General features: G+C 36.0%; 21 protein-coding genes. 10 read left to right on the top strand and 11 right to left on the bottom strand.

Translation table 11 applies throughout. From position 1 onward, the window contains the following. Positions 1–37: 37 nt before the first annotated feature. Positions 38–4,168, top strand: a complete 4,131-nt coding sequence (locus AC5P2S_RS16450; RefSeq protein WP_494555633.1) for a DUF7619 domain-containing protein — start codon at positions 38–40, stop codon at positions 4,166–4,168. 37 nt (positions 4,169–4,205) lie between these two features. Here the strand turns inward: AC5P2S_RS16450 and recJ are convergent, their stop codons facing one another. The 3 genes from recJ to AC5P2S_RS16435 form a co-directional block, all read right to left on the bottom strand. After that, entirely contained in the window at positions 4,206–5,918 is a 1,713-nt protein-coding gene (recJ, locus tag AC5P2S_RS16445) for a single-stranded-DNA-specific exonuclease RecJ (protein ID WP_494555632.1), read from the bottom strand. Positions 5,919–6,011: 93 nt separating this feature from the next. Further along, positions 6,012–6,911, bottom strand: coding sequence for a T9SS type A sorting domain-containing protein (locus AC5P2S_RS16440; RefSeq protein ID WP_494555631.1), 900 nt, complete (start codon positions 6,909–6,911; stop codon positions 6,012–6,014). Positions 6,912–7,043: 132 nt separating this feature from the next. Continuing rightward, positions 7,044–8,534: a catalase gene (locus tag AC5P2S_RS16435; RefSeq protein WP_494555630.1), complete on the bottom strand. Its 1,491-nt coding sequence runs from the start codon at positions 8,532–8,534 to the stop codon at positions 7,044–7,046. A 112-nt stretch (positions 8,535–8,646) separates the two neighbouring features. Here AC5P2S_RS16435 and AC5P2S_RS16430 point away from each other — a divergent pair, with 112 nt between their 5' ends. The 6 genes from AC5P2S_RS16430 (at position 8,647) to AC5P2S_RS16405 (ending at position 13,453) form a co-directional block, all read left to right on the top strand. After that, entirely contained in the window at positions 8,647–9,600 is a 954-nt protein-coding gene (locus tag AC5P2S_RS16430) for a hydrogen peroxide-inducible genes activator (RefSeq protein ID WP_494555629.1), read from the top strand. A gap of 200 nt (positions 9,601–9,800) precedes the next feature. Next, complete coding sequence (gene metK, locus AC5P2S_RS16425) at positions 9,801–11,081, top strand: methionine adenosyltransferase (protein WP_120212334.1); 1,281 nt, start codon at positions 9,801–9,803, stop codon at positions 11,079–11,081. Between the two features lie 128 nt (positions 11,082–11,209). Next, a complete protein-coding gene (locus AC5P2S_RS16420; RefSeq protein WP_494555628.1) occupies positions 11,210–11,683 on the top strand; it encodes a hypothetical protein in 474 nt (157 codons plus the stop codon). Positions 11,684–11,902: 219 nt separating this feature from the next. Next, positions 11,903–12,493, top strand: a complete 591-nt coding sequence (locus tag AC5P2S_RS16415; protein WP_120212336.1) for an RNA polymerase sigma factor — start codon at positions 11,903–11,905, stop codon at positions 12,491–12,493. A 43-nt stretch (positions 12,494–12,536) separates the two neighbouring features. After that, positions 12,537–12,674: a hypothetical protein gene (locus tag AC5P2S_RS16410; RefSeq protein WP_170144185.1), complete on the top strand. Its 138-nt coding sequence runs from the start codon at positions 12,537–12,539 to the stop codon at positions 12,672–12,674. Positions 12,675–12,754: 80 nt separating this feature from the next. After that, the gene (locus AC5P2S_RS16405; RefSeq protein WP_494555627.1) at positions 12,755–13,453 is read left to right on the top strand and encodes a YjjG family noncanonical pyrimidine nucleotidase; all 699 of its coding nucleotides are present in this window, start codon (positions 12,755–12,757) and stop codon (positions 13,451–13,453) included. 50 nt (positions 13,454–13,503) lie between these two features. On the opposite strand, the gene trpS is transcribed toward AC5P2S_RS16405, so the two are convergent. From trpS to ileS, 7 genes are all read right to left on the bottom strand, one after another. Beyond that, the gene (gene trpS, locus AC5P2S_RS16400) at positions 13,504–14,472 is read right to left on the bottom strand and encodes a tryptophan--tRNA ligase (RefSeq protein ID WP_494555626.1); all 969 of its coding nucleotides are present in this window, start codon (positions 14,470–14,472) and stop codon (positions 13,504–13,506) included. A gap of 69 nt (positions 14,473–14,541) precedes the next feature. Further along, positions 14,542–15,183, bottom strand: a complete 642-nt coding sequence (locus AC5P2S_RS16395) for a SanA/YdcF family protein (protein ID WP_494555625.1) — start codon at positions 15,181–15,183, stop codon at positions 14,542–14,544. A gap of 3 nt (positions 15,184–15,186) precedes the next feature. Beyond that, on the bottom strand, positions 15,187–15,831 hold the full coding sequence (locus AC5P2S_RS16390; protein ID WP_494555624.1) for a lipoprotein signal peptidase: 645 nt from the start codon (positions 15,829–15,831) through the stop codon (positions 15,187–15,189). After that, positions 15,831–16,022 carry a DUF2683 family protein gene (locus AC5P2S_RS16385; RefSeq protein WP_494555623.1) on the bottom strand — a complete coding sequence of 64 codons (192 nt, stop codon included), beginning with the start codon at positions 16,020–16,022 and terminating at the stop codon, positions 15,831–15,833. The genes AC5P2S_RS16390 and AC5P2S_RS16385 overlap by 1 nt, the downstream gene beginning before the upstream one ends. Positions 16,023–16,083: 61 nt before the next feature. Then, positions 16,084–16,326 carry a DUF6576 domain-containing protein gene (locus AC5P2S_RS16380; protein ID WP_283417808.1) on the bottom strand — a complete coding sequence of 81 codons (243 nt, stop codon included), beginning with the start codon at positions 16,324–16,326 and terminating at the stop codon, positions 16,084–16,086. Positions 16,327–16,404: 78 nt separating this feature from the next. Continuing rightward, complete coding sequence (locus AC5P2S_RS16375) at positions 16,405–16,785, bottom strand: TraR/DksA family transcriptional regulator (RefSeq protein WP_072997529.1); 381 nt, start codon at positions 16,783–16,785, stop codon at positions 16,405–16,407. Between the two features lie 139 nt (positions 16,786–16,924). Then, positions 16,925–20,380: an isoleucine--tRNA ligase gene (gene ileS / locus AC5P2S_RS16370; RefSeq protein ID WP_494555622.1), complete on the bottom strand. Its 3,456-nt coding sequence runs from the start codon at positions 20,378–20,380 to the stop codon at positions 16,925–16,927. Between the two features lie 171 nt (positions 20,381–20,551). Between ileS and flxY the strand changes: the two genes are divergently transcribed. Beyond that, positions 20,552–21,841, top strand: coding sequence for a flexirubin biosynthesis putative acyl-CoA ligase FlxY (flxY, locus tag AC5P2S_RS16365; RefSeq protein ID WP_494557044.1), 1,290 nt, complete (start codon positions 20,552–20,554; stop codon positions 21,839–21,841). Between the two features lie 23 nt (positions 21,842–21,864). Next, positions 21,865–22,452, top strand: a complete 588-nt coding sequence (locus AC5P2S_RS16360) for a hypothetical protein (RefSeq protein WP_494555621.1) — start codon at positions 21,865–21,867, stop codon at positions 22,450–22,452. Between the two features lie 45 nt (positions 22,453–22,497). Here the strand turns inward: AC5P2S_RS16360 and AC5P2S_RS16355 are convergent, their stop codons facing one another. Next, positions 22,498–23,745, bottom strand: a complete 1,248-nt coding sequence (locus AC5P2S_RS16355) for an NAD(P)/FAD-dependent oxidoreductase (RefSeq protein ID WP_494555620.1) — start codon at positions 23,743–23,745, stop codon at positions 22,498–22,500. A gap of 85 nt (positions 23,746–23,830) precedes the next feature. Here AC5P2S_RS16355 and flxA point away from each other — a divergent pair, with 85 nt between their 5' ends. Continuing rightward, on the top strand, positions 23,831–25,366 hold the full coding sequence (gene flxA, locus AC5P2S_RS16350; protein ID WP_494555619.1) for a flexirubin biosynthesis tyrosine ammonia-lyase FlxA: 1,536 nt from the start codon (positions 23,831–23,833) through the stop codon (positions 25,364–25,366). Positions 25,367–25,377: the final 11 nt, after the last annotated feature.

Here is a 25,377-nt window from a genome sequence, read left to right as displayed (position 1 = left end):
TGATAAAAAGTAAATTTAAACCCTGAAAGCACAAATGATGAAAACAAAATTATTCTTGATAATGATGATTCTCTTTTCTTTGGGAATCAGATCACAAAACATCAATTTCCCGGATGCGAATTTTAAGGCTGTATTACTGTCCTCTTCTTCTGGTAATACTATTGCAAAGAATCTAAGTGGTAATTATTTTGCTATAGATGCCGACGGAGATGGGGAGATTAGTATTACTGAAGCAGAATCTGTAAGTGAAATCTTGTTATTACCAAAAATGATTGATTTTGGAGGAGGATATCAAGAACCAGATTTCAATGAGTTGGATCCCATTATGGATTATCAGGGAATTAATAGTTTTTCAAATGCAACAACAATTAGTTTGCATAGAATAGCAGTTCCATTAGCAGGATTAGATATCTCTGGCTTGGCTCATTTGAAGAAATTTTCTGTAATTTTTTATAATTCTGACCCTGCAAAAGTATCCCTGGCTAATCTTCCTAATCTCGAGTCGCTCAATCTTTCAGGTATCGAGCTTGCGGACGGCAACATTATCCCACAGCTCAAAAACCTTAGCTTGAGTTATGGTGTTTCCGTGAATAATTTATTTTTGGATAAGATTCAGAATGCTGATTTGCTGGAGTATATCACACTAACAAGTGTCAGTCCTTATTTTGATCCATCTGATGAACTGATTCTCAGTAATCATACCAATCTTAAGTCGGTTTATATTTCTAATATTAAATTTAGCAATATCAATCTTAGTCAATGTAATCAGCTGAAATCGGTTTCAATAAAAGGAAATTTTTCTTCCTTTAATCCTTTGCAGATTGGTACAATTGATGTCAGTGATTGTCCAATGCTAACAGACTTAGATTTAGATAGCAATAATTCAACAGGTAATCATTCTGGTGTAAGTACAGTTATTGCTAATAATTGTTCGAGTCTTGTAACAATAAAATGTAGCTCGTGGTTTTTGCAAGCGTTACAAGCTATCAATTGTCCCTTGCTGAGTGTGATAGATTTATATGCCTGCAATGCTATGGATCTAGGCCAAGTTCCCAATCTAAAAAATATTTCTGTCCAAAGATTTAAAGGAGACTCTTTTGATGCCACAGCAGCAACCAATTTGGAAGTATTAAATCTTGATTATTTTAATTACTCAACGAGTCCATTTGTTAATGCATTTGGATCTTTGAAGAATCTTACGGTTAAAAATAATGCGTTTCTGAAAAATCTGAGTTTAAATAACCAACCCATCTCTGATTTGGATATCAGTGGCATGCAATCTTTAGAAACACTTTCTGCAAGTGTAGGCTTTAGTTTTGGAGCAGATCCTCAACCTGATTTTTCTACTGATTTTATGCATCATTTGAATGCGGAAAATTGTACTTCATTAGAATATGTTATATTAGATAAACAATCTGGGTTAGTTGATGCAAATTTTAAAAATTGTAGTTCTCTAAAACAATTTTTATTTCAGCCCGCTCCTGGTTCTGACACAGCTATTGAAAAGCTTAATTTTGAAAATTGCTCTTCTATTACGGCAATAGTAGCAGACGAAACTGAACTAAAAGATTTGAATATTAAAAATTGTTCCAATTTGAAAAACTTGAGTGTTGGTGGAAATAATCTGGAAACTTTGATTTTTGTAAATACTCCTAAAATTGAAAATCTTAATATTGGTAGTAGCAAATTATCAACAATAGATGTGTCTTCACTTGAAAATCTCAAAATGATATATTGTCCGGATTCAAAATTTTCAATTTTAGATTTTTCTCAAAATAAAAAATTAGAAGTCATTGCTGTTATGAATAATCCAGACTTGCAGTCACTTTTCATCAAGAATGGAAAACAGCAGTATATTGAATATGAAGGTTCTTTCTCTACTACAAATCTCAAATACATCTGTGCTGATGATTCTGAAATTGAAGAAATAAAAACAAATTTAGCACTGGCAGGAATAAATGCTAACGTCAACTCTTTCTGCTCATTCACACCAGGCGGAAATTACAATACAATCTCCGGAACCGTAAAAATAGATGCCAATAACAATGGCTGTGATTCTACAGATAACCCATTCGAATATCTAAAATTGAAAATTGATGATGGAACTAATTCTGGCGAAACTTTTGTTCAGAATGATGGGAAATATGAGTTTTATACACAAGCAGGTAATTTTAACATAGTTGCACTTGCAGAAAATCCAGCTCTGTTTACTGTTTCGCCAGCTAATTTTTCTGCCACTTTTGCAGATGCTAACAATAACGTCTTCATGCAGGATATTTGTGTAACAGCTAACGGAAGCCAAAATGATGCGGAAGTAGTAATTGCACCGCTGACCAGTGCAAGACCAGGGTTCGATGCTGTTTACAATTTGGTATGGAGAAACAAAGGAAACACGACTTTATCCGGAAAAGTGATAATGAATTACGATTCCAATAAGATGACTTTCCAGAGCAGTTCTTTACCTTATTCTATATTAAGCAATGGATCGATAGAATTTAATTATACTGACCTGAAACCATTTGCTAACACTGCTTCGGAAATTATATTTAAGATCAATACACCTACGGATTCAACTAATCCTGTGAATATGGGGGATATATTGGCTTTTAATGCGCAGATTACGCCAACTAATACAGACATCACGCCGGAAGACAATCTTTTTAGTTTTAATCATACTGTCGTTAACTCTTTTGACCCCAATGATATTGTTTGTTTGGAAGGAGAAACGGTTCCTGTATCAACGGTAGGAAAATATATGCACTATGTCATCAATTTTGAAAACACAGGAAATGCAGAGGCGGAGAATATTGTAGTGAAAATGGAAGTAGATCCAAATGAATTCGATATTAATACATTACAATTGCAAAATGCTTCAGCAAGTGTTGATACAAAAATCGTTGGAAACCAGGTAGAATTTGCATTCAAAAACATAAAATTGCAAAGCGGAGGTCATGGCAATGTGTTGTTAAAAATGAGATCCAAGTCAGATCTTGTCGAAGGTGATACAGTTAATAACGTGGCAGAGATCTATTTTGATTACAATTTCCCGATTGAAACCAATGATTATGTAACGACTATTTATAGTGCAAGTGATGTTCTTGCTGCTAAAATCAACTATTCGGCATCCAATTTCAGTCCAAATAATTATCCAATTAACTTCGATGCAAGCCTTAGTACAGGTAATATTGCAGGTTATCAATGGGAGTTTTTAGGTAATCCATTAATCAGTTCAAGTACAGATGTAAAACCTGTGGTTACATATAACACACCAGGAAATTACACAGCGAAATTGACTGTTTTTGATTCTAATGGAGCGTCTTCTTCACAGACAATTACTTTCAGCGTTGGAGGAAATGTCGCAGATTTGTCAACCGGTAAAAATTCTGAAAATAATTTCATAGCAATTGATGCAGATGAAGATGACTGGAAAGGTTATGATATCAATGGAACCGAAATTACTCCTAAAGTTAGACATACCTACACAGGCTGGAGCTATGCAGATCTTGCAAATGGGCAGAACAGCCAATGGATTACCCTCAACAATTTGGAAGGTTATTATACTTATAAGAGCAGAGAATTTACAATTCCTGATAATGCAACAGATGCTAAGTTGAATCTAAGATCATTATCATTCGTAAGAAACTGGACATATCTTGTAAAAGTAAATGCTGACGGAAGTGAGACTGAAACCGAAATCACAAAAACACAATGGATGAATGATGGTTTCAAAGGCTGGTTGAACAACAGAAGTCCAAAAGTAAATAATTACTCTTTGTCTCCAGGAAGATATTACATTAAGGTGTTTTTGTATTCCAATAACAATTTGTTAAGACAATCCATAGATGTGAATGCAATTGTGTCCTGTTCGGAAGGATTGATATTTGCCAATAAAATGGTTCAGAAACAACCAACTTTGGATGCTGGGAATCTTAATGATACGGAGATGAAAGTTTACCCAATTCCAACCAAAGGATTGATTAACATTATTTCTGATGAAAAAATTAATGCTGTCGAAGTTTATGATTTGACCGGAAGAATTATGCAGAAGCAACTATATAATTTGCCTTCAAAAGAATCTAGATTAAATATTAACTCTCCAAAAGGCATTTATTATCTGAAAATAAAAACCAATAAAGGAGTTTCAATAAAGAAAATCATTAAGGAGTAAAATAAAATCCCGTCTCGAAATGAGGCGGGATATTTTTTTAGTCCTGAAACTTTACATCTCTAATATTCAGAAAGTGAGAAACATTGCCTTTCCAATGATTTTCTTCGATGGTGAATGCTAGATCAAATGTTTTTGTTTTAAAATCTTCTGCAAACTCGCCGAATCGGAAGCCTACACATTCGATATTCCTTCCGGTAGTCGGTTGCAGAATATTGAATTTCAGATGTGAGCTTTCTTTTCCCATTAACCTTACATAACCGTTTACTTTTACATTTTTAAGAACCAGAATAGGCTTCATATTCTGAGGACCAAAAGGGGCTAGCTTTCTGTGAAAATTAAAAAATTCGCGGTTCAGATCTTCAGGTTTCACAATGCTGTCAATATAGATAGAAGGTTCTTTCTGATGATCCTGAATGTTGTTTTTTACAAAATCTTCAAAACGTTCTTTAAACTCTTCAAAGAATTCTTTTTCCATAGAAAGTCCGGCTGCGGCCTGATGTCCTCCGAATTTCATGAAAAGATCAGAACAAAATTCCAAAGCTTTATGAATGTCAAAATCAGAAACCGATCTTGCGGACGCTACCAATTCTCCATTATTCCCTTCGGTAAAAACCAAAGTCGGTTTGTAGTAAGTTTCAATAAGACGGGAAGCTACAATCCCAATAACACCTTTGTTCCAGCTCGGATCATAAACGATGGTAGAGAAACGTTCGGTTTTCTGCAGTTCCAAAACCTGGGTCATTGCCGATTGTGTGATGGTGATATCCATCTCTCGTCGTTCATCATTCAGATTGATGATCTCATCAACAATTTGCTGAGCTTGTTTCAGATTATTAGAAATCATTAATTCCACCGAAGCCTTGGCGTGCGAGATTCTTCCCGCAGCATTGATTTTTGGGGCAATATCAAAAACGATATTTGAGATTTCGAAGTGCGCTAATTTCTCTTCAGGAATTAAAAGCCTTAATCCAAATTTTCTTGTTTTTCTAAGGAATTTAAGGCCTTGCATTGCCAAAACACGGTTTTCGCCTGTCATTGCAACAATGTCAGAAGCGATACTGATAGCCAAAAGATCCGTCAATTCGAATAATTCGTTTTCCGGGATTTTATAAATGGTGTTAAGGCCCTGGCAAAGTTTAAAGCCAACACCACAGCCACTCAGCTCTTTATAAGGATAACGGCAGTCTTTTCTCTTAGGATCAAGAACTGCGACTGCATTCGGAAGCTTTTCCCCAGGTAAGTGGTGGTCACAAATAATGAAATCGACACCAACAGAATTGGCCAGGTCGATTTTGTCAACCGATTTGATGCCGCAATCTAATGCAATAATCAATGAAAATCCATTGTCCTTTGCAAAATAAATTCCTTCATCAGAAATGCCATAACCTTCGACATTTCTGTCCGGGATATAAAAATCAAGGTATTTTTTATCAACAATCTTGCTGAGATAAAGATACATCAGCGCAACGGCTGTTGTTCCATCAACGTCATAGTCGCCGTAAACTAATATTTTTTCGCCGTTTTCTATTGCTGTTGCAATGCGTTCTACCGCTTTTTGCATATCCGCCATCAGAAAAGGATTGTGGATGTCTGTGCCGTTTGGTTTGAAGAACTCGCGTGCCTTTTGATAATTGTCAATCTCACGCATCACCAGGATTTTGGATTCTAAAGTTCCAAATCCAATCGAAGAAATCAGTCCGTCAACAATTTCTTCATCAGGCTCGGGTTTATAAATCCATCTTTGACTCATAGTTACAAAAGTAAAGAAAAAAAACGGCTTTTGGAAATTAAAACGGTTACCGAATGATCAGTAACCGTTTTTAAGTTTTGAAGAATATGGTGCTTATTCTTTAATGATTTTTTTAGTTTCAGTTCCGGTTTCAGTTTCGATGGAAATCAAGTAATTTCCTTTTGGAAAAGAAGACATATCTATTTTTGATGAATTGCTGTTTTCGGTTTTAATTAATAATCCTGCAGCATTGTATAATTTAACAGATCTAATGACTTGATTGGATTTGATATTAATAAAATCCGAAGTTGGATTTGGAAATACATTAATTTCAGTTTTCGCAACTTCTGAAACTGCCAGTTGATCCATATCCTTGATGATGATATTATCAACAATAAAACCGCTTCCATCATTATCGAATTCAAAATTCAAATCGTTTGCTCTTACAACTTTTGGTCCTAGAGCAGAGGTGTGGACCAATTGATTGTCAAGGTAATATTTTACGTTTTTGTCGGTTGCATGATCGATCTCAATCCTCAGGTTATACCATTTTCCGGGAACCCAGCTTCCAAGATCTTTAAAATTGACATCACTGTCAGCATACAATTTACCACTGTACATAAAATTGAATCCACCGGCCCAGGAATAATTGCCATTATTGTTATAGTACAAGGAAAGCATATAGTAATCGGAACTGTCCAATTTTTCCATTTTCACGTCTGCTGAAACAGAAAGTCTATTATATTCAGGGATTTTTTTGAAAAGGAAAGTAAAGTTTTCGGTGTAATTATTAGTGCTGGTGACTTCCACAGAATTGTTGCCATCGGTCGCCTTTCCGGTAACAACTTTGAAGTTATTGTTCGGAACATTATCGGTTTTAACGGTCCATTCTTTTTGTCCGACAACCGTTCCCAGATTATAACCTTCGGATGTTTCAAAAGAAATTTTCTGTTGTTGCCCAAAAAATGGGACTGATAATAACGCAAATGTTAAAGAGAATAAAGTTTTCTTCATAGATAAATTAAAAGGGAAGCGAATTTAAAGAAATAATTATTAATTCACTTATAATCAATAAAAAAACCTTCCGAAAAAAATTCGAAAGGTTTCCTATGAAATCTATTTTCTATCAGTCTTTTATCTCTGAGTCTACTTAGTGTGGTTCATTGCATTCGCATCGATGTTAACTCCAAGACCTTGCGCTACTCTCATTCCTAATTCTATATTAGCACGGAAGAAATGACAAAGCTGACGGTTGATGATCTCGTCTCGTTTTGGCCCGTCAATTCCGCTCATATGGCCAACGATGTTGTTGACCAGAGCTGTTCTCGCTTCCTGATTCAGAGCTTTTGTATAGAACAATCCCGGCTGTGTATAATGGTCATCATCGTTTTGATTCCTGTTGAAGTTAGCGACATGATTGTTGTCCAGGTCATATTCGAAAGATTTGTATGATTCTGTTGGTTCTATATCACTGAAGCTGTTTGGATAATAATTCGGCTGGTCACCGTAATTAGAATCGTCTGCCATAAAACCACCTCTTTGGAAATTATTCACAGCGAATGGACATCTGTTAACTTCCAGCTGATGCGAGTTCACACCAACTCTGTATCGGTGCGCATCAGCATAAGAAAATAATCTGCCCTGAAGCATCTTGTCCGGAGAAAAGCTGATGCCGTCAACTAAGTGACTTGGTGCAAAAGCCGACTGCTCCACGTGAACGAAGTAGTTTCTTGGAACTTCATTCAGTTCCATTACGCCAACTTCCTGTAGTGGGAATTCGTCCTGAAACCAGACCTTAGTCACATCAAATGGATTCCAGCGCCATTCTTTTGCCTGTTGTTCTGTCATAGTCTGGATGTAAAGTTTCCATTTCGGGAAATTTCCGGCTTCTATTTCATTGACTAAATCTTCCTGCGCAAAATCCGGGTTTTCACCTTTCATTTTGGTTGCATCGGCATCAGAAAAATTCTTGATACCCTGCTGCGTCTTGAAATGAAATTTGACCCAGATTCTCTCATTATTTTCATTGATCATAGAAAAAGTGTGAGACCCGAATCCGTGCATATGTCTGTAACCATAGGGGGTTCCTCTGTCAGACATCAGAATCAGAACCTGATGAAGTGATTCCGGATTCAACGACCAGAAATCCCACATCATCGTTTTGCTTTTCAAATTGGTTTTCGGGACACGTTTCTGAGTATGGATAAAATCAGGAAATTTTTTTGCATCCTTAATAAAGAAAACCGGTGTATTGTTTCCAACCAGATCCCAGTTTCCGTCTTCGGTGTAGAATTTCAAAGCAAATCCTCTGGGATCTCTTTCCGTATCGGCACTTCCCATTTCTCCGCCTACTGTAGAAAATCTCGCAAACATCCTGCAGGAATTCCCGACTTTGGAAAACAGTTTTGCTCTTGTATATTGGCTGATATCGTGTGTTACCGTAAAAGTTCCGTATGCACCCGAACCTTTGGCGTGAACAATTCTTTCCGGGATTCTTTCTCTTACGAAATGAGCAAGGTTCTCCTGAAGTATAAAATCCTGTAACAAAACCGGACCTCTAGGTCCTACGGTTTGCGAATCCTGATGCTCATAATAAGGTGAGCCAACGGCGTTTGTGAGTTTTCTCTTATTTTCCATATTTCAGATTTATGATTTAATTCATTAATTGTGATGCTAAATTCGATAAAAAAACTTATTTATGAAACAAATTAATAAGTATATTTGTAATAGATAAAATTAATTAGAAATCGTGAATATCCAACAACTAGAATATCTGATTGCAGTAGATAAATATAAACATTTTGGTAAAGCTGCGCAAGCGTGTTTCATTACTCAGCCAACACTTAGTGCAATGATTCAGAAATTTGAAGATGAGCTTGATGTGAAGGTTTTTGACAGAACAACTCATCCAATCAGAACAACAGACGCCGGAGCGGAAATTATCAAAGAAGCTCAGAAAGTCATTGATTCTGTAATGGAACTCAAGAACAAGGCTAATTTTCTCAATAATATTCTTGCCGGTAAATTGAATCTAGGAATTATCCCAACCGTTTCAAGTTATGTTCTCCCGAATGAGATTTTTAGTTTCCTTCAAAAGAATCCCCAGATTGAACTGAATATCAAAGAAATGACAACTGAAAGTATCATCAAATCTTTGAAATCCGGAGAATTAGATGCAGGAATTATTTCTACACCATATTCTGCTGCTGATGAGTTTTACCAGGATTTTCTTTTCAACGAGGAACTGATGTTGTACTCCGCAAGCCAGGAAAGTGGTTCAAAAAAGGATTGTTTTGTGGTTCCTGATGACATCGATGTGGACAAAGTTTGGCTTTTGGAAGAAGGAAATTGTTTAAGAACACAATTTGAAAATATTTGCCATTTAAAAGAAAATTCTCTGAAACCCAGTAATTTGGAATTCTTGGCTTCCAACATCAATACATTAATCCAAATGGTCGATAAGGTAGGTGGTATCACGATTCTTCCGGAAATGGGCGTTGAGCAATTGTCAACAGAACAAAAACAAAAAGTTTCCAGATTTATAAAACCGTTTCCTTTCAGAGAAATCAGCATCATCTATTATAAACCGACTTATAAACAGAAAATTATTGATGAACTGATTTCAGAAATCAGAGAATCGATGTCACAAAGACTTAATTATTATAAGGATTCTGAAAACTATGTCAGCATAAAACCTGAATAAATTCATACTGGTTTAATAGGAATTCATTTTGAAGTTTAAGAATTACTTTGTAAATTTGCCCTCGATTTTTGAATAAACGGAGGAGAACTTTGACTGATTGCAACCTCAATAAAAAATGCTAAAACAGATTTTTCTCTTTTAGTTCCTTTTTACAATCAGTGGTTTATCCTTAAACAAATTAATATAAAAGGAATTTATTTATGTCTTATTTATTTACGTCCGAATCAGTTTCTGAAGGGCATCCTGATAAAGTAGCTGATCAGATTTCTGACGCGCTTATCGATCATTTCTTAGCTTATGACAAAAACTCAAAAGTAGCTTGTGAAACGCTTGTGACGACTGGCCAGGTTGTTTTGGCTGGTGAAGTGAAGTCTGATGCTTACCTTGATGTACAGCATATCGCGAGAGATGTGATCAATAAAATTGGTTACACGAAAAGTGAATATATGTTCAATGGTGATTCTTGTGGTGTAATTTCCGCAATCCACGAACAATCTCCGGATATCAATCAGGGTGTTGACAGAACTTTGGACGAAACCGACTTCGAAGCCAGAGCAAACGCTCAAGGAGCTGGAGATCAGGGGATGATGTTCGGTTATGCTACCAACGAAACTGAAAATTATATGCCTTTGGCTTTGGATCTTGCGCATCAGATTCTAAAAGAATTAGCAGATCTAAGAAGAGAAGGAAACGCAATTCCTTACTTGCGTCCGGATGCAAAATCTCAGGTAACTATCGAGTATTCTGACGATCACAAGCCAATCAGAATCGACAGTATTGTGGTTTCTACACAGCACGACGATTTCGGAAGTGAAGAAGCGATGTTAGCTAAAATCAAAAAAGATATTATCGAAATTTTAATTCCTAAAGTTAAGGCTAAACAAAAGCCGGAAATCCAAGAATTGTTCAACGGCGATATCAAATATCATATCAACCCAACTGGAAAATTTGTAATCGGTGGTCCTCACGGCGATACAGGTTTGACGGGAAGAAAAATCATCGTTGATACTTACGGAGGAAAAGGGGCTCACGGAGGCGGTGCTTTCTCAGGAAAAGATCCTTCCAAAGTTGACAGAAGTGCTGCTTATGCAACAAGACACATTGCTAAAAACCTAGTTGCGGCAGGCGTTGCAGATGAGGTTTTGGTTCAGGTTTCTTATGCGATTGGTGTTGCAGAGCCTTGTGGACTTTATATTAATACTTACGGCACTTCAAAACTGGATATCAATGATGGAGAATTGGCGAAAAGAGTTCAGCAATTGTTTGACCTTAGACCTTATGCCGTTGAGAAAAACCTTAAGCTGAGAAACCCTATCTATATAGAAACTGCAGCTTACGGACATATGGGAAAAGATTATTATGTAGCTGATAAAACTTTTAACAAAGGACAGAAAAACGAATTAACTCTAAAAGATCTTGAGTTTTTCACTTGGGAAAAACTGGATCGGGTAGAGGATATCAAAAAAGAATTCGGATTGTAAGATTCGGAATTTTAGAAATCTGGAAACTGCTTTATCTTTGGGTAAAGCAGTTTTTTATTTTATCAAATCATTGCATCACTTTTGCTACTTTTGTGCAGGAATAAATAATTCCGTTAAAAAATTAATCAATGAAATCAATTATATATACAGTTGTCTTGCTTTTTACCTTTTGTGGACTTGCAAAATCTCAGCTTACCGTTCATAAGCTGTTGACCGCAGGTTATGTTTATCAGAATCAAAGTTTTGGTGAAGTCGGCGGAAAACTACTTTTTCTGAGTAATGATGATGTCGTTTTCAGGACAGGAGTTTCTGCTTTGATGGGCTCATCGAATCAAAAATTTGCTATAATGCCTAAAGTAAGTGCTGACATTTTATTGAATTTCCAGAAAAATGTGGATTTTTATCACGCTCATTATTTTATTTTAGGAGCAGAAGCAACTAATAAATATATTGCACCAAAAGCCGGCTTTAGTCTTTTCGGGATTTTAGATTTGACCGGAGGTTATGGATTTTCTCTAGATAAAGACGGAATTAATGGAAAAGAGCTGAAAGGACTTAATATCAATTTCACAATAAATATCCCATTGGTTTTACTTAATTGATTTAACTATTCGGTTTTTTTTGAATCAAATTAAAGAAAAATGAAAATTTAACAATCCTTTAACTTTTTGTTTGATCTTTTTTATTATTTTTACACCTCTTTAAAAATCTTGCGTATAGAAAAAATTTACTCTTAAAAAATAATAACAGAATCGAACCTGTCAAATCAGTTACACCAGTATCTGAGTGTATGGTTGGGTTCACAAATTAAGAGTATAGTTATGAAAACGCAAACGGACAGCAAACTGATTTTCCAATATCAGAATGGCGATGAGAAGGCCCTTTCTACACTGATCAACCGACACAAAAAAGATCTCTTCACGTTCATCTACTACAAGTTGATGGATGAAGATTTGGCAAACGATATCTTTCAGGATACCTTTATTAAAATCATTGTGACCTTAAAAGAAGGTCGTTACAAAGAAGAAAACAAGTTCATCCTTTGGGCAAAACGTATTGCACATAATCTGATCATCGATCATTTCAGGCTGCAATCTAAAAATATCAAAATCTCGGAAACTTCTTTTGATAATGAAGAATTCTCCATATTTGATATCATTAAGGAGCCGGAAAACAATATTGAGGATAAACTAATAGCAGATCAAATAAATGAGGATTTGCTAAAAATGCTGGTAATGCTTCCTGACAATCAGCAAGAGGTAATCAAGCTGAGATTTTTTGATGGTCTGAGTTTCAAAGAGATTGCGGATCATACAGATACAAGTATCAATACAACTCTGGGCAGAGTGAGATATGCTTTGATCAACCTGAGAAAAATCATGGAGGAAAATAAAATTATTTTGACAAAATAATAATAAACATTTTTTTTTGGCGTTATGTTGTAAAAGCCTGCCTATGAAAAAAAACGACACTTTAACAACAAAAGCTTTGACGCCTAAAAAAGAAATCATCGATTTTCTGTTGAATTATTCGAAAAATATTCAACCGATAAAAACTAAAAATAGAAAAATTGTTTTAGTTTCAAAAAACTGAGATTTTTAGATTTTAAATAATTGAATTTTATGACTGAGCTTTCCTACGTGGACAAAAAAAATTGACTAGATTTGTGCCTTATGAAAAACGTAAGGCACATTTTTTTTGACCTTGATAATACGTTGTGGGATCATCGCAAGAATGCTTATTTAACCATTAGAGATTTATTTGGAAAGCAGGAAATATCTGAGAAGTATAAAATTGATTTTGAAGAATTTCACAGTACCTATCATATCATCAACGAAAAACTTTGGGAACAGATACGTGACGGCGAAATTGACAAAGATTATCTCAGAAAACATCGTTTTTATGACACGTTCCTGAATTTTGGAGTGGATGATGTCAATCTCGCCGATTACTTCGAACATCATTTCCTGGACGAAATCCTTAAATATAATGAGTTGGTTGACGGTGCACTGGATCTGCTCAACTATTTGAAATCTAAGAACTATAAAATGCACATTATTTCCAACGGTTTTCAGGAAGTAACTGAACGGAAATGTATTCTCTCCGGAATCTCCGGTTTTTTCGAAACCATTACCAGTGCAGATTCCGTCAACATCAGAAAGCCACGACCGGAAATTTTCGAATATTCATTAAAACTTGCGAAAGCCAGTAAAGAAGAAAGTATTTTAATCGGCGACGATTGGATTGCCGATGTCAAAGGCGCGCAGAATTTTGGGATTGATATTATTTTCTTTGACGTTTTGGACGAAAATCCTCAGGAAGAAGGGTTGAAATTCATCAAACATCTATCGGAAATCAAACAATATTTATAAAAAGAAAGCCTTTCAGATCCGAAAGGCTTTTTACATTTTAAAAGTTGAAATTATATTCCCAAACTTTCTCTTACTCTTTTTATCGTTTGAGTTGCGATAACTCTGGTTTTTTCAGCACCTTCCTGTAGTTTTGCTTCCAACTCATTCAGATTATTCATATAATAAGTGAAGGTTACTCTTTCCTTCTCAAATCTGGTTAAAATCAAATCCAATAATTCTTTTTTGGCGTGACCGTAACCATAATTTCCGGCTAAGTATTTGGCTCTCAATTCTTCTGTCTGTTCCGGTGTCGCAATTAATGAATAGATAGCAAAAACTTTATCTGTATCAGGATCTTTTGGGTTTTCGAGAGGTGTAGAATCAGTTTCGATGGACATTACTTGTTTCTTTAATTCTTTTTCGGGCAAGAAAATATTAATAATATTTCCTCTGGATTTTGACATTTTATGTCCATCGATTCCCGGAACATATTTCGTATTTTCTTCCAGTTCGGCTTTTGGTAAAACAAAAACTTCACCCATCTGATTATTGAATCTGGATGCTACATCGCGTGCTATTTCCAAGTGTTGCAGCTGGTCTTTTCCCACAGGAACAATCTCTGCGTCATATAACAAAATATCTGCTGCCATCAGTATCGGATAAGTAAACAATCCGGCATTGACATCCTGTAATCGGTCTGCTTTATCTTTGAAAGAATGAGCAAGAGTCAGTCTCTGGTAAGGGAAAAAGCACGATAAATGCCAGGATAATTCACAAGTTTCCGGTATGTCGCTTTGTCTGTAGAAAAATGTTTTTTCTGTATCCAGTCCGCAGGCAAGCCATGCTGCAGCAATCTCGTAAGTGTTTTGTTTCAGTTCTTTTGCATCTTTGATTTGTGTTAAAGAATGCAGATTAGCAATAAACAAAAAAGATTCGTTCTCTGCTTTTTTTGATAACTCGATTGCGGGAATAATGGCTCCCAAAAGGTTTCCTAGATGTGGCGTACCTGTGGCTTGTATACCTGTAAGTATTCTTGACATTATAATTTTTTCAGATTGTAAAAATAAGAAAGATAAAAAGTTTGGACAACTTAAAAAAAACGAAAGGATTTATTTGATTTCTATTCTTTCTCCTCCAAACCTCGGTTCCACACCAAATAAAAAATCCCAGAACACTTTTGCTCTTGCTAATTTTTCGCGGACATTAGTTTTAAAACCTGCATATTGGTTAACGTCTTTTGCATTATAACCAAAGGCTTCTATGCCATTCTTTTGCGCAAGAAAAACAGCACGTTCATTATGGAATTGCTGAGAAATAATAATATAGGATTTCTGTCCAAAAATTTCTTTGGCTCTCACCACCGAATCCAAAGTTCTGAAACCTGCGAAATCTTCGTAAATCTTATCTGCTGGAATGCCGGATCTGATTAGCTCGTTCTTCATGTCTTCCGGTTCGTTGTAATGTTTTCGGGAGTTATCACCGCTTACAATAATATTTTTAATTTTTCCGGATTTGTAAAGTTGAACTGTAGCCTCGATTTGGTTAAAAAAATAAGGATTTGGGTTTCCGTTGGCCAGTATTTTACTGGTTCCTAAAAGAAGTCCGACTTTTTCATTGGGAAGTTCTGACAATTCGGAGGTAACTTTATCTTCGGTTTCATTTTCGATTTTGAAATTAGCCCAGAAAATAAAAAGAACCGATATTCCGAAGAAAATCAGTCCTGCAAATAATATTTTTTTGAATCGTTTCATAGTTTAAAAATCCAATCCATTGGGGAAAGCTTTCTTTCTGAAGATATACAAAAATAATGCACCCAACGTAATAGAACTGTCCGCAACGTTAAAAATATACTTAAAGAATTCAATCCTGTTACCTCCAAAGATTGGAACCCAGTCCGGCCAGGTTGTATCAACCAGGGGAAAATGGAGCATATCTACCACACAGCCTTTCATCAGATCGGAATAACCGTGTCCAAATTGCGTCAGTTTAGAAATTCCGCCATAATCAATCCATCTTCCGGATTCTGCATCATAAAAAGTACCGCTGTCAAAAATAACACCGTAGAAAATACCGTCAAAAACGTTGCCGATTGCGCCTGCAAATATCATCGCCATTGGAATGATCAGATAATTGGATGCGCCTTCTCTCAACCACTTTTTGAACAGAAAAACCATTCCGATTGCCAGGATGATTCTCAAAAGAATTAACGTGTATTTTCCCCACAATCCGCCAAAGTGCAGGCCATATGCCATCCCGGGATTTTCTACGAAAGTCAGTTTGAACCAGCTCAGTCCGAAAACGTTGATGCTTTCTCCAAGATAAAAATGAGTCTTAATATAGATTTTAGAAAACTGGTCTATTAATAGAATAAGAAAAGTGATGAGTACTATTTTTTTCATTACAATCCTTTGGGTTTTTGATTTTTATTAATTTTTTTCTCCTTTCTGTCGTTGATTTTTTGAACCGTTTTCTGATTATGAAATTGATTTCTGGTGTGAAATTTTTCAAACTCAATGCCCATATCTTTCAATACGCTTTTCAGCGCTGCCAGTTCCATAGAGTTTTTTGGATGTACAATAATAGATTCCATTGATTAAATTTTTGAGATCTGTTTCCTTCAAAAAGAGTTTTGCAAATGTAATTCAAATAACTTATTTCTTGGACAATTCGTCCAGTCTTTTGCGTTCTTTTTGCGTCAGATCATTTAAGCCGTTTTTTCCAATTTTGCTTAAAAGACGATCAATCTCGTCTTGTCTTTCTTTTCGCTGGGCATTATACTCATCATCAATGGAGTAATATTTTTGTCCGGGCTTGAAGATGTTTTTTACCGATTGATTTCTGCTTACGGCAAAACCGACTGCTGCAACCAGAAGTAGAATAATTAGAATTGTCATTTTTGTTATAAGAAAAAAGTCCCAATTTCCAATCTTTAGAATCAGAAATTCGGACTTTGTGTTTTGATAAACAGTGATTTATCTTTGCATATTCTTAGCCTCAATGCTAAGTGTGGCATGCGGAACAGCCTGGAGCCTTTCTTTTGGAATTAGTTTTCCAGTCACTCTGCAGATACCGTAAGTTTTGTTCTCGATTCTGATGAGCGCGTGTTTCAAATCACGCACAAACTTTTCCTGTCTTGAAGCTAAAATAGCATTCTGTTCTTTACTCAGTGTTTCAGCGCCTTCTTCAAAAGCTTTGAAAGTTGGCGAAGTATCGTCCGTTCCGTTATTTTGATTATTAATAAAACTCTCTTTTATAAGACCAAGGTCGTTTTCAGCTTTTGCGATTTTGTCTTGAATCAGTTTCTTGAATTCCTGAAGCTCAGCATCGCTATATCGTAATTTTTCGTCAGCCATTTCCAGCGGTTATTTATTGTTTAACTTTTATTCTATTTTATTATCACGCATTTTTCAACCAGCAAGAATAAAGATAAAATTTGAAAATAATCCAGTTAAAAATTCAATTAACAAATCCTTAATAATAAAGTAATATGGATTATATTTTCTCAATTTTTACTTTGAATTTTTCTTCATCTATCTCTATTTCTTCATAATTTGAAAGTGAATTTACAAATTCTATTTTATCCGACAATACTTCTGCAGAAATATATGCATCATTGTTAATAAATTCTTGTCGGAAAGGGCAGGATTCTTCCAATTCTATTGAAATTCTGTCCGTTAATTCAAAATCTTTGTCTTTTCTCAGGTTTTGAACTCTATTAATGAACTCCCTTGCGATTCCTTCAGCCTTCAATTCCTCCGTTAGCGTCAAATCTAATGCCACAGTTGTTTTGCCTTCGCTTGCAACCGTCCAGCCCGGGATATCTTTCGTGGAAATTTCAACATCTTCTATCGTAATTTCGTAACCTGCAACCTCTGTTTTTCCTGATTTTTCCAACTCAGCAATCTGTTCGGAAGTAAAGTTTGAAATCTCTCCAGCAACCGTTTTCATATCTTTTCCTAATCTCGCACCAAGCGTTTTGAAATTCGGTTTGATCTGTTTTACAATAAGATGCGATGCTTCTTCTGCATTAATCAGTTGTAATTCCTTAACATTCACTTCTTGCTTGATGAGTTCTGAAACTGCCAAAATTTGTTCTTCTGTCTTTTTGTCCAAAACCGGAATCATCACTTTTTGAAGTGGCTGACGAACTTTTACATTTTCTTTTTTTCTCAATGAAAAAACCATCGAAGTAATTTGCTGAGCCAAATGTGTTTTTTCAACCAAATCTTGGTCAATCAAACTTTCATCCGCAACAGGGAAATCCGTCAAGTGAACAGAATTTACCAAATCTTTGCCTGTCACTTTGTTCAAATCCTGGAATAATTGATCCATAAAGAATGGTGCAATTGGTGCAGACAATTTAGCAACAGTTTCAAGACAAGTATATAAAGTCTGATAAGCGGAAATTTTGTCATTGGAATAATCACCTTTCCAGAAACGTCTTCTACATAATCTCACGTACCAATTGGACAAGTTATCATTCACAAAAGTATTGATTGCTCTTGCAGCTTTGGTCGGTTCGTAATCTTCGTAGAAAGATTTTACTTCTTTGATTAATAAGTTTAATTCGGATAAAATCCAACGATCAATTTCCGGACGACTTTCTACATTACTTTCAAGATATTTGAAGCCGTCAACATTGGCATACAAAGCGAAGAAAGAATAAGTGTTATAAAGTGTTCCGAAGAATTTTCTTCTCACTTCGTCAATGCCTTCAATATCGAATTTCAGGTTTTCCCAAGGATTCGCGTTCGAAATCATATACCAACGCGTTGCATCTGGTCCGTAAACTGAAAGCGTTTCAAATGGGTCAACAGCGTTCCCCAAACGTTTAGACATTTTTTGTCCGTTTTTGTCTAAGACCAAACCATTCGACACTACATTTTTATAAGCGACTGAGTCGAAAACCGTTGTTGCAATTGCGTGCAAAGTATAGAACCAGCCACGAGTCTGGTCAACACCTTCTGCTATAAAATCTGCCGGGAACGCTTTGTTGTTATCAACTTGCTCTTTGTTTTCAAAAGGATAGTGCAATTGCGCATAAGGCATCGAACCCGAATCGAACCATACATCAATTAAATCGCTTTCACGCTTCATCGGTTTTCCGGAAGCTGAAACCAGCGTAATTTGGTCTACAATATTTTTATGAAGGTCTACTTTTGCGTAGTTTTCTTCCGACATATCGCTAATCACAAAACCTTTGAAAGGATTTTCTTTTTGGAAACCGGCTTTGATTGATTTTTCGATTTCGTTGTATAATTCCTCAACAGAACCTATGATTTTTTCTTCTTTTTTATCATCCGTTCTCCAAATCGGCAACGGAATTCCCCAATATCTTGAACGGGAAAGATTCCAGTCGTTGGCATTTTTCAGCCAGTTTCCGAAACGGCCTTCACCGGTAGATTTTGGTTTCCAGTTGATGGTTTCATTCAAATCGAACATTCTGTCTTTTACATCTGTTACTTTGATGAACCAGGAATCCAACGGATAGTACAACAATGGCTCATCGGTTCTCCAACTGTGCGGATAACTGTGAACATATTTTTCAACTTTGAAAGCTTTGTTTTCTTTTCTTAATTTAAGCGCAATTCTCTCATCAACAGATAAATAAACTTTCAAATCTGCAATGATTGATTTCAGGTTCTCTTTCTGAATATTGAATTCAATATTCTTTTCTTCGTCATTTAGGTATTCCGACTTCACATATTCATTTGCAAAGCCGTAGATTTTATCATTAACGACAGATAAGAACCGGCCTTGCAAATCTACCAAAGGAACCGGATTTCCATTATCATCCAAAACCAACATTGGCGGAACTTCCGGCGAAGCTTCTTTCGCAACTTTTGCATCATCCGCACCAAAAGTCGGAGCTGTATGAACGATTCCTGTCCCGTCTTCCGTTGTTACGAAGTCTCCAGAAATTACTCGGAAAGCATTCTCCGGATTTTGGTAAGGTTTCGCGTAGTCTAAAAGTTGCTCATATTTAATTCCAACCAAATCAGCACCTTTGAATTCGGCTAAAATTTGATAAGGAATGGTTTTGCTTTCTGAAGTATAATTCGCAAAATCTTCGTCAGTTCCTTCCACGAATTTTTTTCCAAATTGTTTTCCAACCAAAGGTTTAGCTAAAACAATATTGATCGGCTCAAATGTATATTGATTGAAAGTCTTAACCAAAACATAATCGATTTTTGGACCAACTGTCAAAGCAGTGTTTGAAGGCAAAGTCCAAGGTGTTGTTGTCCAAGCCAGGAAATGAACATCACCATATCCTTGCAAAAATGAAGGCAGAGTTTCCGGTAAAGTTTTGAACTGAGCGACAACAGTCGTGTCCGTCACATCACGGTAAGCGCCAGGCTGATTAACTTCGTGAGAAGATAATCCAGTTCCAGCTTTCGGAGAATAAGGTTGGATGGTGTAACCTTTGTAGATGAGACCTTTGTCATACATCTGCTTCAAAAGCCACCAAACGGTTTCCATATATTTTGGTTTGTAAGTCACGTATGGATTTTCCATATCGACCCAATAACCAATTTTTTCGGTCATATCGTTCCAGACATCTGTGTAACGCATAACAGCGTTTTTACAAGCTTCGTTGTATTCTTCGATTGTTATTTTTTTACCGATGTCTTCTTTAGTAATTCCCAATTCTTTTTCCACACCCAATTCTACAGGAAGTCCGTGCGTGTCCCAACCGGCTTTACGGAAAACCTGTTTCCCGTTTTGCGTCTGGTAACGGCAAAAAATATCCTTAATCGCTCTTGCCATAACGTGGTGAATTCCAGGCATTCCGTTGGCGGAAGGTGGTCCTTCGTAAAAAACAAATTCCGGTTGTCCTTCACGAAGTTCTACGGATTTTTTGAAAGTGTCGTTATTTTTCCAGAATTCTGCAATGTTTTTAGCAGTTTCGGTAAGGCTAAGATTTTTATATTCGGTAAACTTGCTCATTTTTAATGTGTCAAATCTGTTTCTTGTGGATTAAGTTTGCGAATTTAGTGATTTTTGTCGATTTTTAAAGCATATTTTATGGCGTTTCTGAATGTTAAAAACTTCAATTTCAGAATCATAAAATTATATTATGTTTTATAAATTTGTCCTTTAAAATCATCATACTTGGAACTGTACCCAATCATCGAGAAATCAACGGCTGAAGAAATTAAAAAATTTCAGGAATCAAAATTGAAAGAACTGTTGATTTACCTGCAAAATCATTCGCCATTTTATCAGAAATTATTCAAAGAAAATCATATCGATATTAATGATATCAATACGTTGGAAGATCTGCGCAAAATTCCTACTACGGAAAAGAATGATATTCAGCAAAATAATAATGATTTCTTTTGTGTTCCGATGACCGAAATTGTTGATTTCAGTACCACTTCCGGAACTTTAGGCGACCCTGTGACTTTTGGTCTTTCAGAAAAAGATATGGAAAGAATTGCCTACAACGAAGCAATTTCTCTTTCGTGCGCAGGGATTTCCAAAGGTGATGTCGTTCAAATGATTACAACGATCGATAAGCGCTTTATTGCCGGCTTAGCTTATTTGCTTGGCCTCAGAAAAATCGGGGCAGGCGTTGTGAGAATGGGACCGGGAATTCCTGAATTACAATGGGATTCAATTTTTAGATACAAGCCAAGATATCTGATAACCGTTCCGTCTTTTCTATTGAAAATGATCGATTATGCTGAGAAAAATGGTTTAGATTATAAAAATTCAAGTGTGGTTGGTGCGGTCTGCATTGGCGAAAGTATAAAAAATCAGGATTTCACAGATAATATTTTGTCTCAAAAAATCAAGGAAAGATGGGGTATTCAGTTGTTTTCAACTTATGCTTCTACGGAAATGAGTACGGCTTTCACGGAATGTGAATTCCAAGTTGGCGGACATCATCATCCGGAATTGATTATTACAGAAATCCTTGATGAAGACGAGAATCTTGTAAAAGAAGGAGAAAGCGGTGAATTAACGATTACAACTTTGGGGGTTGAAGCGCTTCCGTTGTTGAGATTTAAAACCGGAGATCTGGTAAAAGCGCATTACGAACCTTGTAAATGCGGCCGAAATACAATGCGATTAAGTCCTGTTATCGGAAGAAAACAGCAAATGATAAAATACAAAGGAACGACGCTTTATCCGCCGGCGATGAATGATATTTTGAATGATTTTGCGGGAATTTCCTGTTATCAGATTGTGATCCACTCCAGTGAAATAGGTTTGGATGAAATTATTATTAAGTTGAGTACAGAAAATAACGATGAAAATTTTGTGAATGAAGTTCGGGATCATTTCCGTGCAAAATTGAGAGTCAGTCCGAAAATTGAGATTGTCGATTTTGATACTTTGTTTAAAATAGTTCATCATCCGAATAGTAGAAAACCAATTAATTTTATAGATTTACGAACATAAAAATTATACTTAACAAATCAACTATGAAAAAACTATTTTTATTGGGATTGATAGCTGTTTCAACATTTTTAACAGCTCAGAAAATGAAGGTCACATCAGGTAGCTTCGCTGCCTTGAAGGGAATCACACTATATGATGTAACATTCGATTATTCTAATCTTAAGGTTGACAAATTCAAAACTGAAGAGGATTTCCTTAAGGATAAAATGAAAAAAAGAGAAGAGAAAGGAACAGATGATGATTTCAAAAAGTCCTGGTTTGCTGACAGAGAAGACCGTTATGAACCAAAATTTATCGAATCTTTTAACAAAAGAGAACCGTCTATCCAGGTTGGGAAAAACAATGGAGCTCCTTATGTAATGACAGTAAAAACAACTTGGATATATCCTGGATACAATGTGGGTGCGTGGCGACAGGATTCTAAGATCAATACTACAATTACAATATCTGATAAAGCTAATCCAGGTAAGATTCTCTTAACTGTTGATTATTCCGATGTTCCGGGCGGAGGTGCTTTTGGAAACGATTATAACTCAGGATACAGGATTTCTGAATCTTACGCAAAACTGGCAAAAGAATTGGCAGCAGATATCAAGAAAGGGAAAAAATAATATTATTTATTAAAAAACAAAAAGACCGCATATCGCGGTCTTTTTTTATTGTTGTTCCTGTTTTTCTGTTTTGATATAATTGGCAAGATTGACAATCGCAGAATCGTGCAATCTTACAAAAGGATTTTTCTTGTTCCAAACATAGCCCGCCAAGACAGCGCAGATTTTTCTTTTGACATCCGGATTTTCTGGCTGATGAAAAAATAATTCCTGGAGATTGCCGGTGTACCATTCCTTTACATAAGTCGTGAAAACATTCACACCGTACAAAATATAATCCGAATATTCTTTTTTCCAATCGATAGTTTCGCCATTTAATTGTCTTAAGGCTAATTTTGCAGCTAGCATTCCGGATTCTGTTGCGAAAGCCATTCCCGATGAAAAAACCGGGTCAAGGAATTCCGATGCATTTCCTGTCAAAGCAAATCCGTCTCCGAATAAACTTTTTACCGAACAGGAATAATCTTTCAAATGTTTGGGCTCAAAAAGAAATTCCACATCGCCAAAACGTTTCACATAATAATCGGAAAGAGCAATCGCTTTTCTTAAAGCAACTGTTGCATCTCCGTTTTCTATTAGCTTTTCGATATATTCAGTCGGACCAACGATTCCCAAACTCGTATTGCCATTTGAGAAAGGAATAACCCAAAGCCAGACTTCAGTTTCAATGATGTCAAAAGAAATCAAAGTGCCTTCAACACCTTCCTCTCTGTTGATGTCATCAACATGAGAAAAAATAGCAGAATGAGGAGACAATTTCGAAGGTTTTTCCAAATCTAAAAATTTCGGTAAAACCCGTCCGTAGCCACTGGAATCAATTACAAATTTAGCGTGAATTTCCTTCGTTTCTCCGTTTTTATTTTTGACAGTTGTAATAGAATCAGTTCCATTGAATTCAATCCCGACGACTTCGGTTTCAAACTCAAGATCAATTCCTTTATTAATAACTTCCTGGGCTAATGTATTGTCAAAATCGGCTCTCGGAACCTGCCAGGTCCAGTCCCAGCCTTCCCCAAATTTGTTGCTGAAATCGAAAATGCAAACCTCGTCGCCTCGCATAAAACGTGCGCCCAATTTCTTTTCAAATCTCATTTTATCAAGTGCAGGAAACAGTCCGGCTTCATCAAAATGGTCCATTACTCTTGGAATCAGACTTTCGCCAACAACCAGTCTTGGAAATTTTGTTTTCTCGACAACTTTTACATTGATGTTATTCTTTTTGAGAAATGCAGAAGAAACGCAGCCAGAAGGACCAGCTCCAATTACAAGAACATCAACAAATTCTTTACCCATTTGTTTAATAAAACTTTTATCTTTGCGCAAAATTAATGACAAATATTGAATTATATTACAAATTTGTCTCTTATCACCATAATTAATGAAAATTAACGACCATTTAAACATTCAGGATTTTCAAAAGATAATCATTGGCAACCAAAAGATAGAATTGGATAATGAGCTGCTGCAAAGAGTAGAGAAAAGTTTCCAGTTTTTAAAGGAATTTTCAAAAAATAAAGTCATATACGGTGTGAACACGGGTTTCGGACCAATGGCGCAATTCAAAATCAACGATAGCGATACCCATCAGTTACAATATAATCTGATAAGAAGTCATTCTTCAGGTATCGGAAATCCGTTACCCGCAGATGAAGTTAAGGCTTGTATGTTGGCAAGATTGAATGTCTTGTCATTAGGACATTCCGGTGTTCACGATTCGGTTATTTATCTACTTAAAGAATTAATTAACAGAGATGTTACACCGATTATTTTTGAACACGGAGGTGTTGGCGCAAGTGGAGATCTGGTTCAGTTGGCGCATTTAGCTTTAGTTCTTATTGGCGAAGGCGAGGTTTTTTATAGAGACGAAAGAAGATCAACAAAAGATGTTTTTGGAGAACTAGGATTGGAACCGATAAAAGTAGAGATTCGTGAAGGTCTGGCTTTGATGAACGGAACTTCTGTGATGTCGGGAATCGGAATCGTTAATGCTTATAAAGCCAGCCAGTTAACAGAAATTTCTATTAAATTATCTTGCGCAATCAACGAGATTGTTCAGGCTTACGATGATCATTTTTCAGAATCTCTGAATGCAACGAAAAGGCATCTTGGACAACAAAAAGTTGCGGAAAAAATGCGTGAATATCTTTCTGACAGCCAGTTGATAAGGAAAAGAGAAGACCATCTCTATACAAGTTTTGAAGAGCAGGAAAAAGTTTTTAAAGATAAGGTTCAGGAATATTACTCTTTGAGATGTGTTCCGCAGATCCTGGGACCGGTTTTAGACACCTTGGAATATACAGAAGTTGTTCTTGAAAACGAAATTAATTCTGCCAATGATAATCCAATCATTAATGTTGAAGATCAGCATGTTTATCATGGCGGAAACTTCCACGGCGATTATATTTCTCTTGAGATGGATAAGCTTAAAATCGTTGTTACGAAACTGACAATGTTAGCAGAAAGACAACTGAACTATCTTTTGAATTCTAAAATCAATGAAATACTTCCACCGTTTGTGAATCTGGGGAAATTAGGATTCAATTTCGGGATGCAGGGCGTTCAGTTCACGGCAACTTCTACAACGGCAGAAAGCCAAATGTTGTCTAATCCGATGTATATCCACAGTATCCCGAATAATAACGACAATCAGGATATTGTAAGTATGGGAACCAATGCTGCGGTAATTTGCAGAAAAGTTATAGAAAATGCTTTCGAAGTATTATCGATTGAATTGATTACGATTGTTCAGGCAATTGAATATCTTGGGTTCCAGGATAAAGTTTCATCATCGACTAAAGAATTGTATGACAAAATCAGAAAAATAATCCCTGCTTTTTCCGATGATATGGTAATGTATCCATATCTGCAAAAAGTGAAGGAGTATCTGATGAAAACTGAAGCTTTATATCATTAATACAGAAGATT

The organism is Epilithonimonas sp. 33E, from assembly GCF_059372615.1.
The sequence above is the reverse complement of the archived record's forward strand: the minus strand, read 5'-3'. Positions and strand labels throughout refer to the sequence as shown.

Coding starts and splice junctions, on each gene's coding strand:
- AC5P2S_RS16375 (WP_072997529.1), bottom strand. CDS start 16,785: ATGGCTGACGAAAAATTACGATATAGCGATGCTGAGCTTCAGGAATTC.
- AC5P2S_RS16450 (WP_494555633.1), top strand. CDS start 38: ATGAAAACAAAATTATTCTTGATAATGATGATTCTCTTTTCTTTGGGA.
- AC5P2S_RS16395 (WP_494555625.1), bottom strand. CDS start 15,183: ATGAAACGATTCAAAAAAATATTATTTGCAGGACTGATTTTCTTCGGA.
- metK (WP_120212334.1), top strand. CDS start 9,801: ATGTCTTATTTATTTACGTCCGAATCAGTTTCTGAAGGGCATCCTGAT.
- AC5P2S_RS16390 (WP_494555624.1), bottom strand. CDS start 15,831: ATGAAAAAAATAGTACTCATCACTTTTCTTATTCTATTAATAGACCAG.
- AC5P2S_RS16435 (WP_494555630.1), bottom strand. CDS start 8,534: ATGGAAAATAAGAGAAAACTCACAAACGCCGTTGGCTCACCTTATTAT.
- AC5P2S_RS16385 (WP_494555623.1), bottom strand. CDS start 16,022: ATGGAATCTATTATTGTACATCCAAAAAACTCTATGGAACTGGCAGCG.
- recJ (WP_494555632.1), bottom strand. CDS start 5,918: ATGAGTCAAAGATGGATTTATAAACCCGAGCCTGATGAAGAAATTGTT.
- flxA (WP_494555619.1), top strand. CDS start 23,831: ATGAAAATTAACGACCATTTAAACATTCAGGATTTTCAAAAGATAATC.
- trpS (WP_494555626.1), bottom strand. CDS start 14,472: ATGTCAAGAATACTTACAGGTATACAAGCCACAGGTACGCCACATCTA.
- AC5P2S_RS16440 (WP_494555631.1), bottom strand. CDS start 6,911: ATGAAGAAAACTTTATTCTCTTTAACATTTGCGTTATTATCAGTCCCA.
- AC5P2S_RS16380 (WP_283417808.1), bottom strand. CDS start 16,326: ATGACAATTCTAATTATTCTACTTCTGGTTGCAGCAGTCGGTTTTGCC.
- AC5P2S_RS16360 (WP_494555621.1), top strand. CDS start 21,865: ATGAAAAAACTATTTTTATTGGGATTGATAGCTGTTTCAACATTTTTA.
- AC5P2S_RS16415 (WP_120212336.1), top strand. CDS start 11,903: ATGAAAACGCAAACGGACAGCAAACTGATTTTCCAATATCAGAATGGC.
- AC5P2S_RS16405 (WP_494555627.1), top strand. CDS start 12,755: ATGAAAAACGTAAGGCACATTTTTTTTGACCTTGATAATACGTTGTGG.
- AC5P2S_RS16410 (WP_170144185.1), top strand. CDS start 12,537: ATGAAAAAAAACGACACTTTAACAACAAAAGCTTTGACGCCTAAAAAA.
- AC5P2S_RS16420 (WP_494555628.1), top strand. CDS start 11,210: ATGAAATCAATTATATATACAGTTGTCTTGCTTTTTACCTTTTGTGGA.
- AC5P2S_RS16355 (WP_494555620.1), bottom strand. CDS start 23,745: ATGGGTAAAGAATTTGTTGATGTTCTTGTAATTGGAGCTGGTCCTTCT.
- ileS (WP_494555622.1), bottom strand. CDS start 20,380: ATGAGCAAGTTTACCGAATATAAAAATCTTAGCCTTACCGAAACTGCT.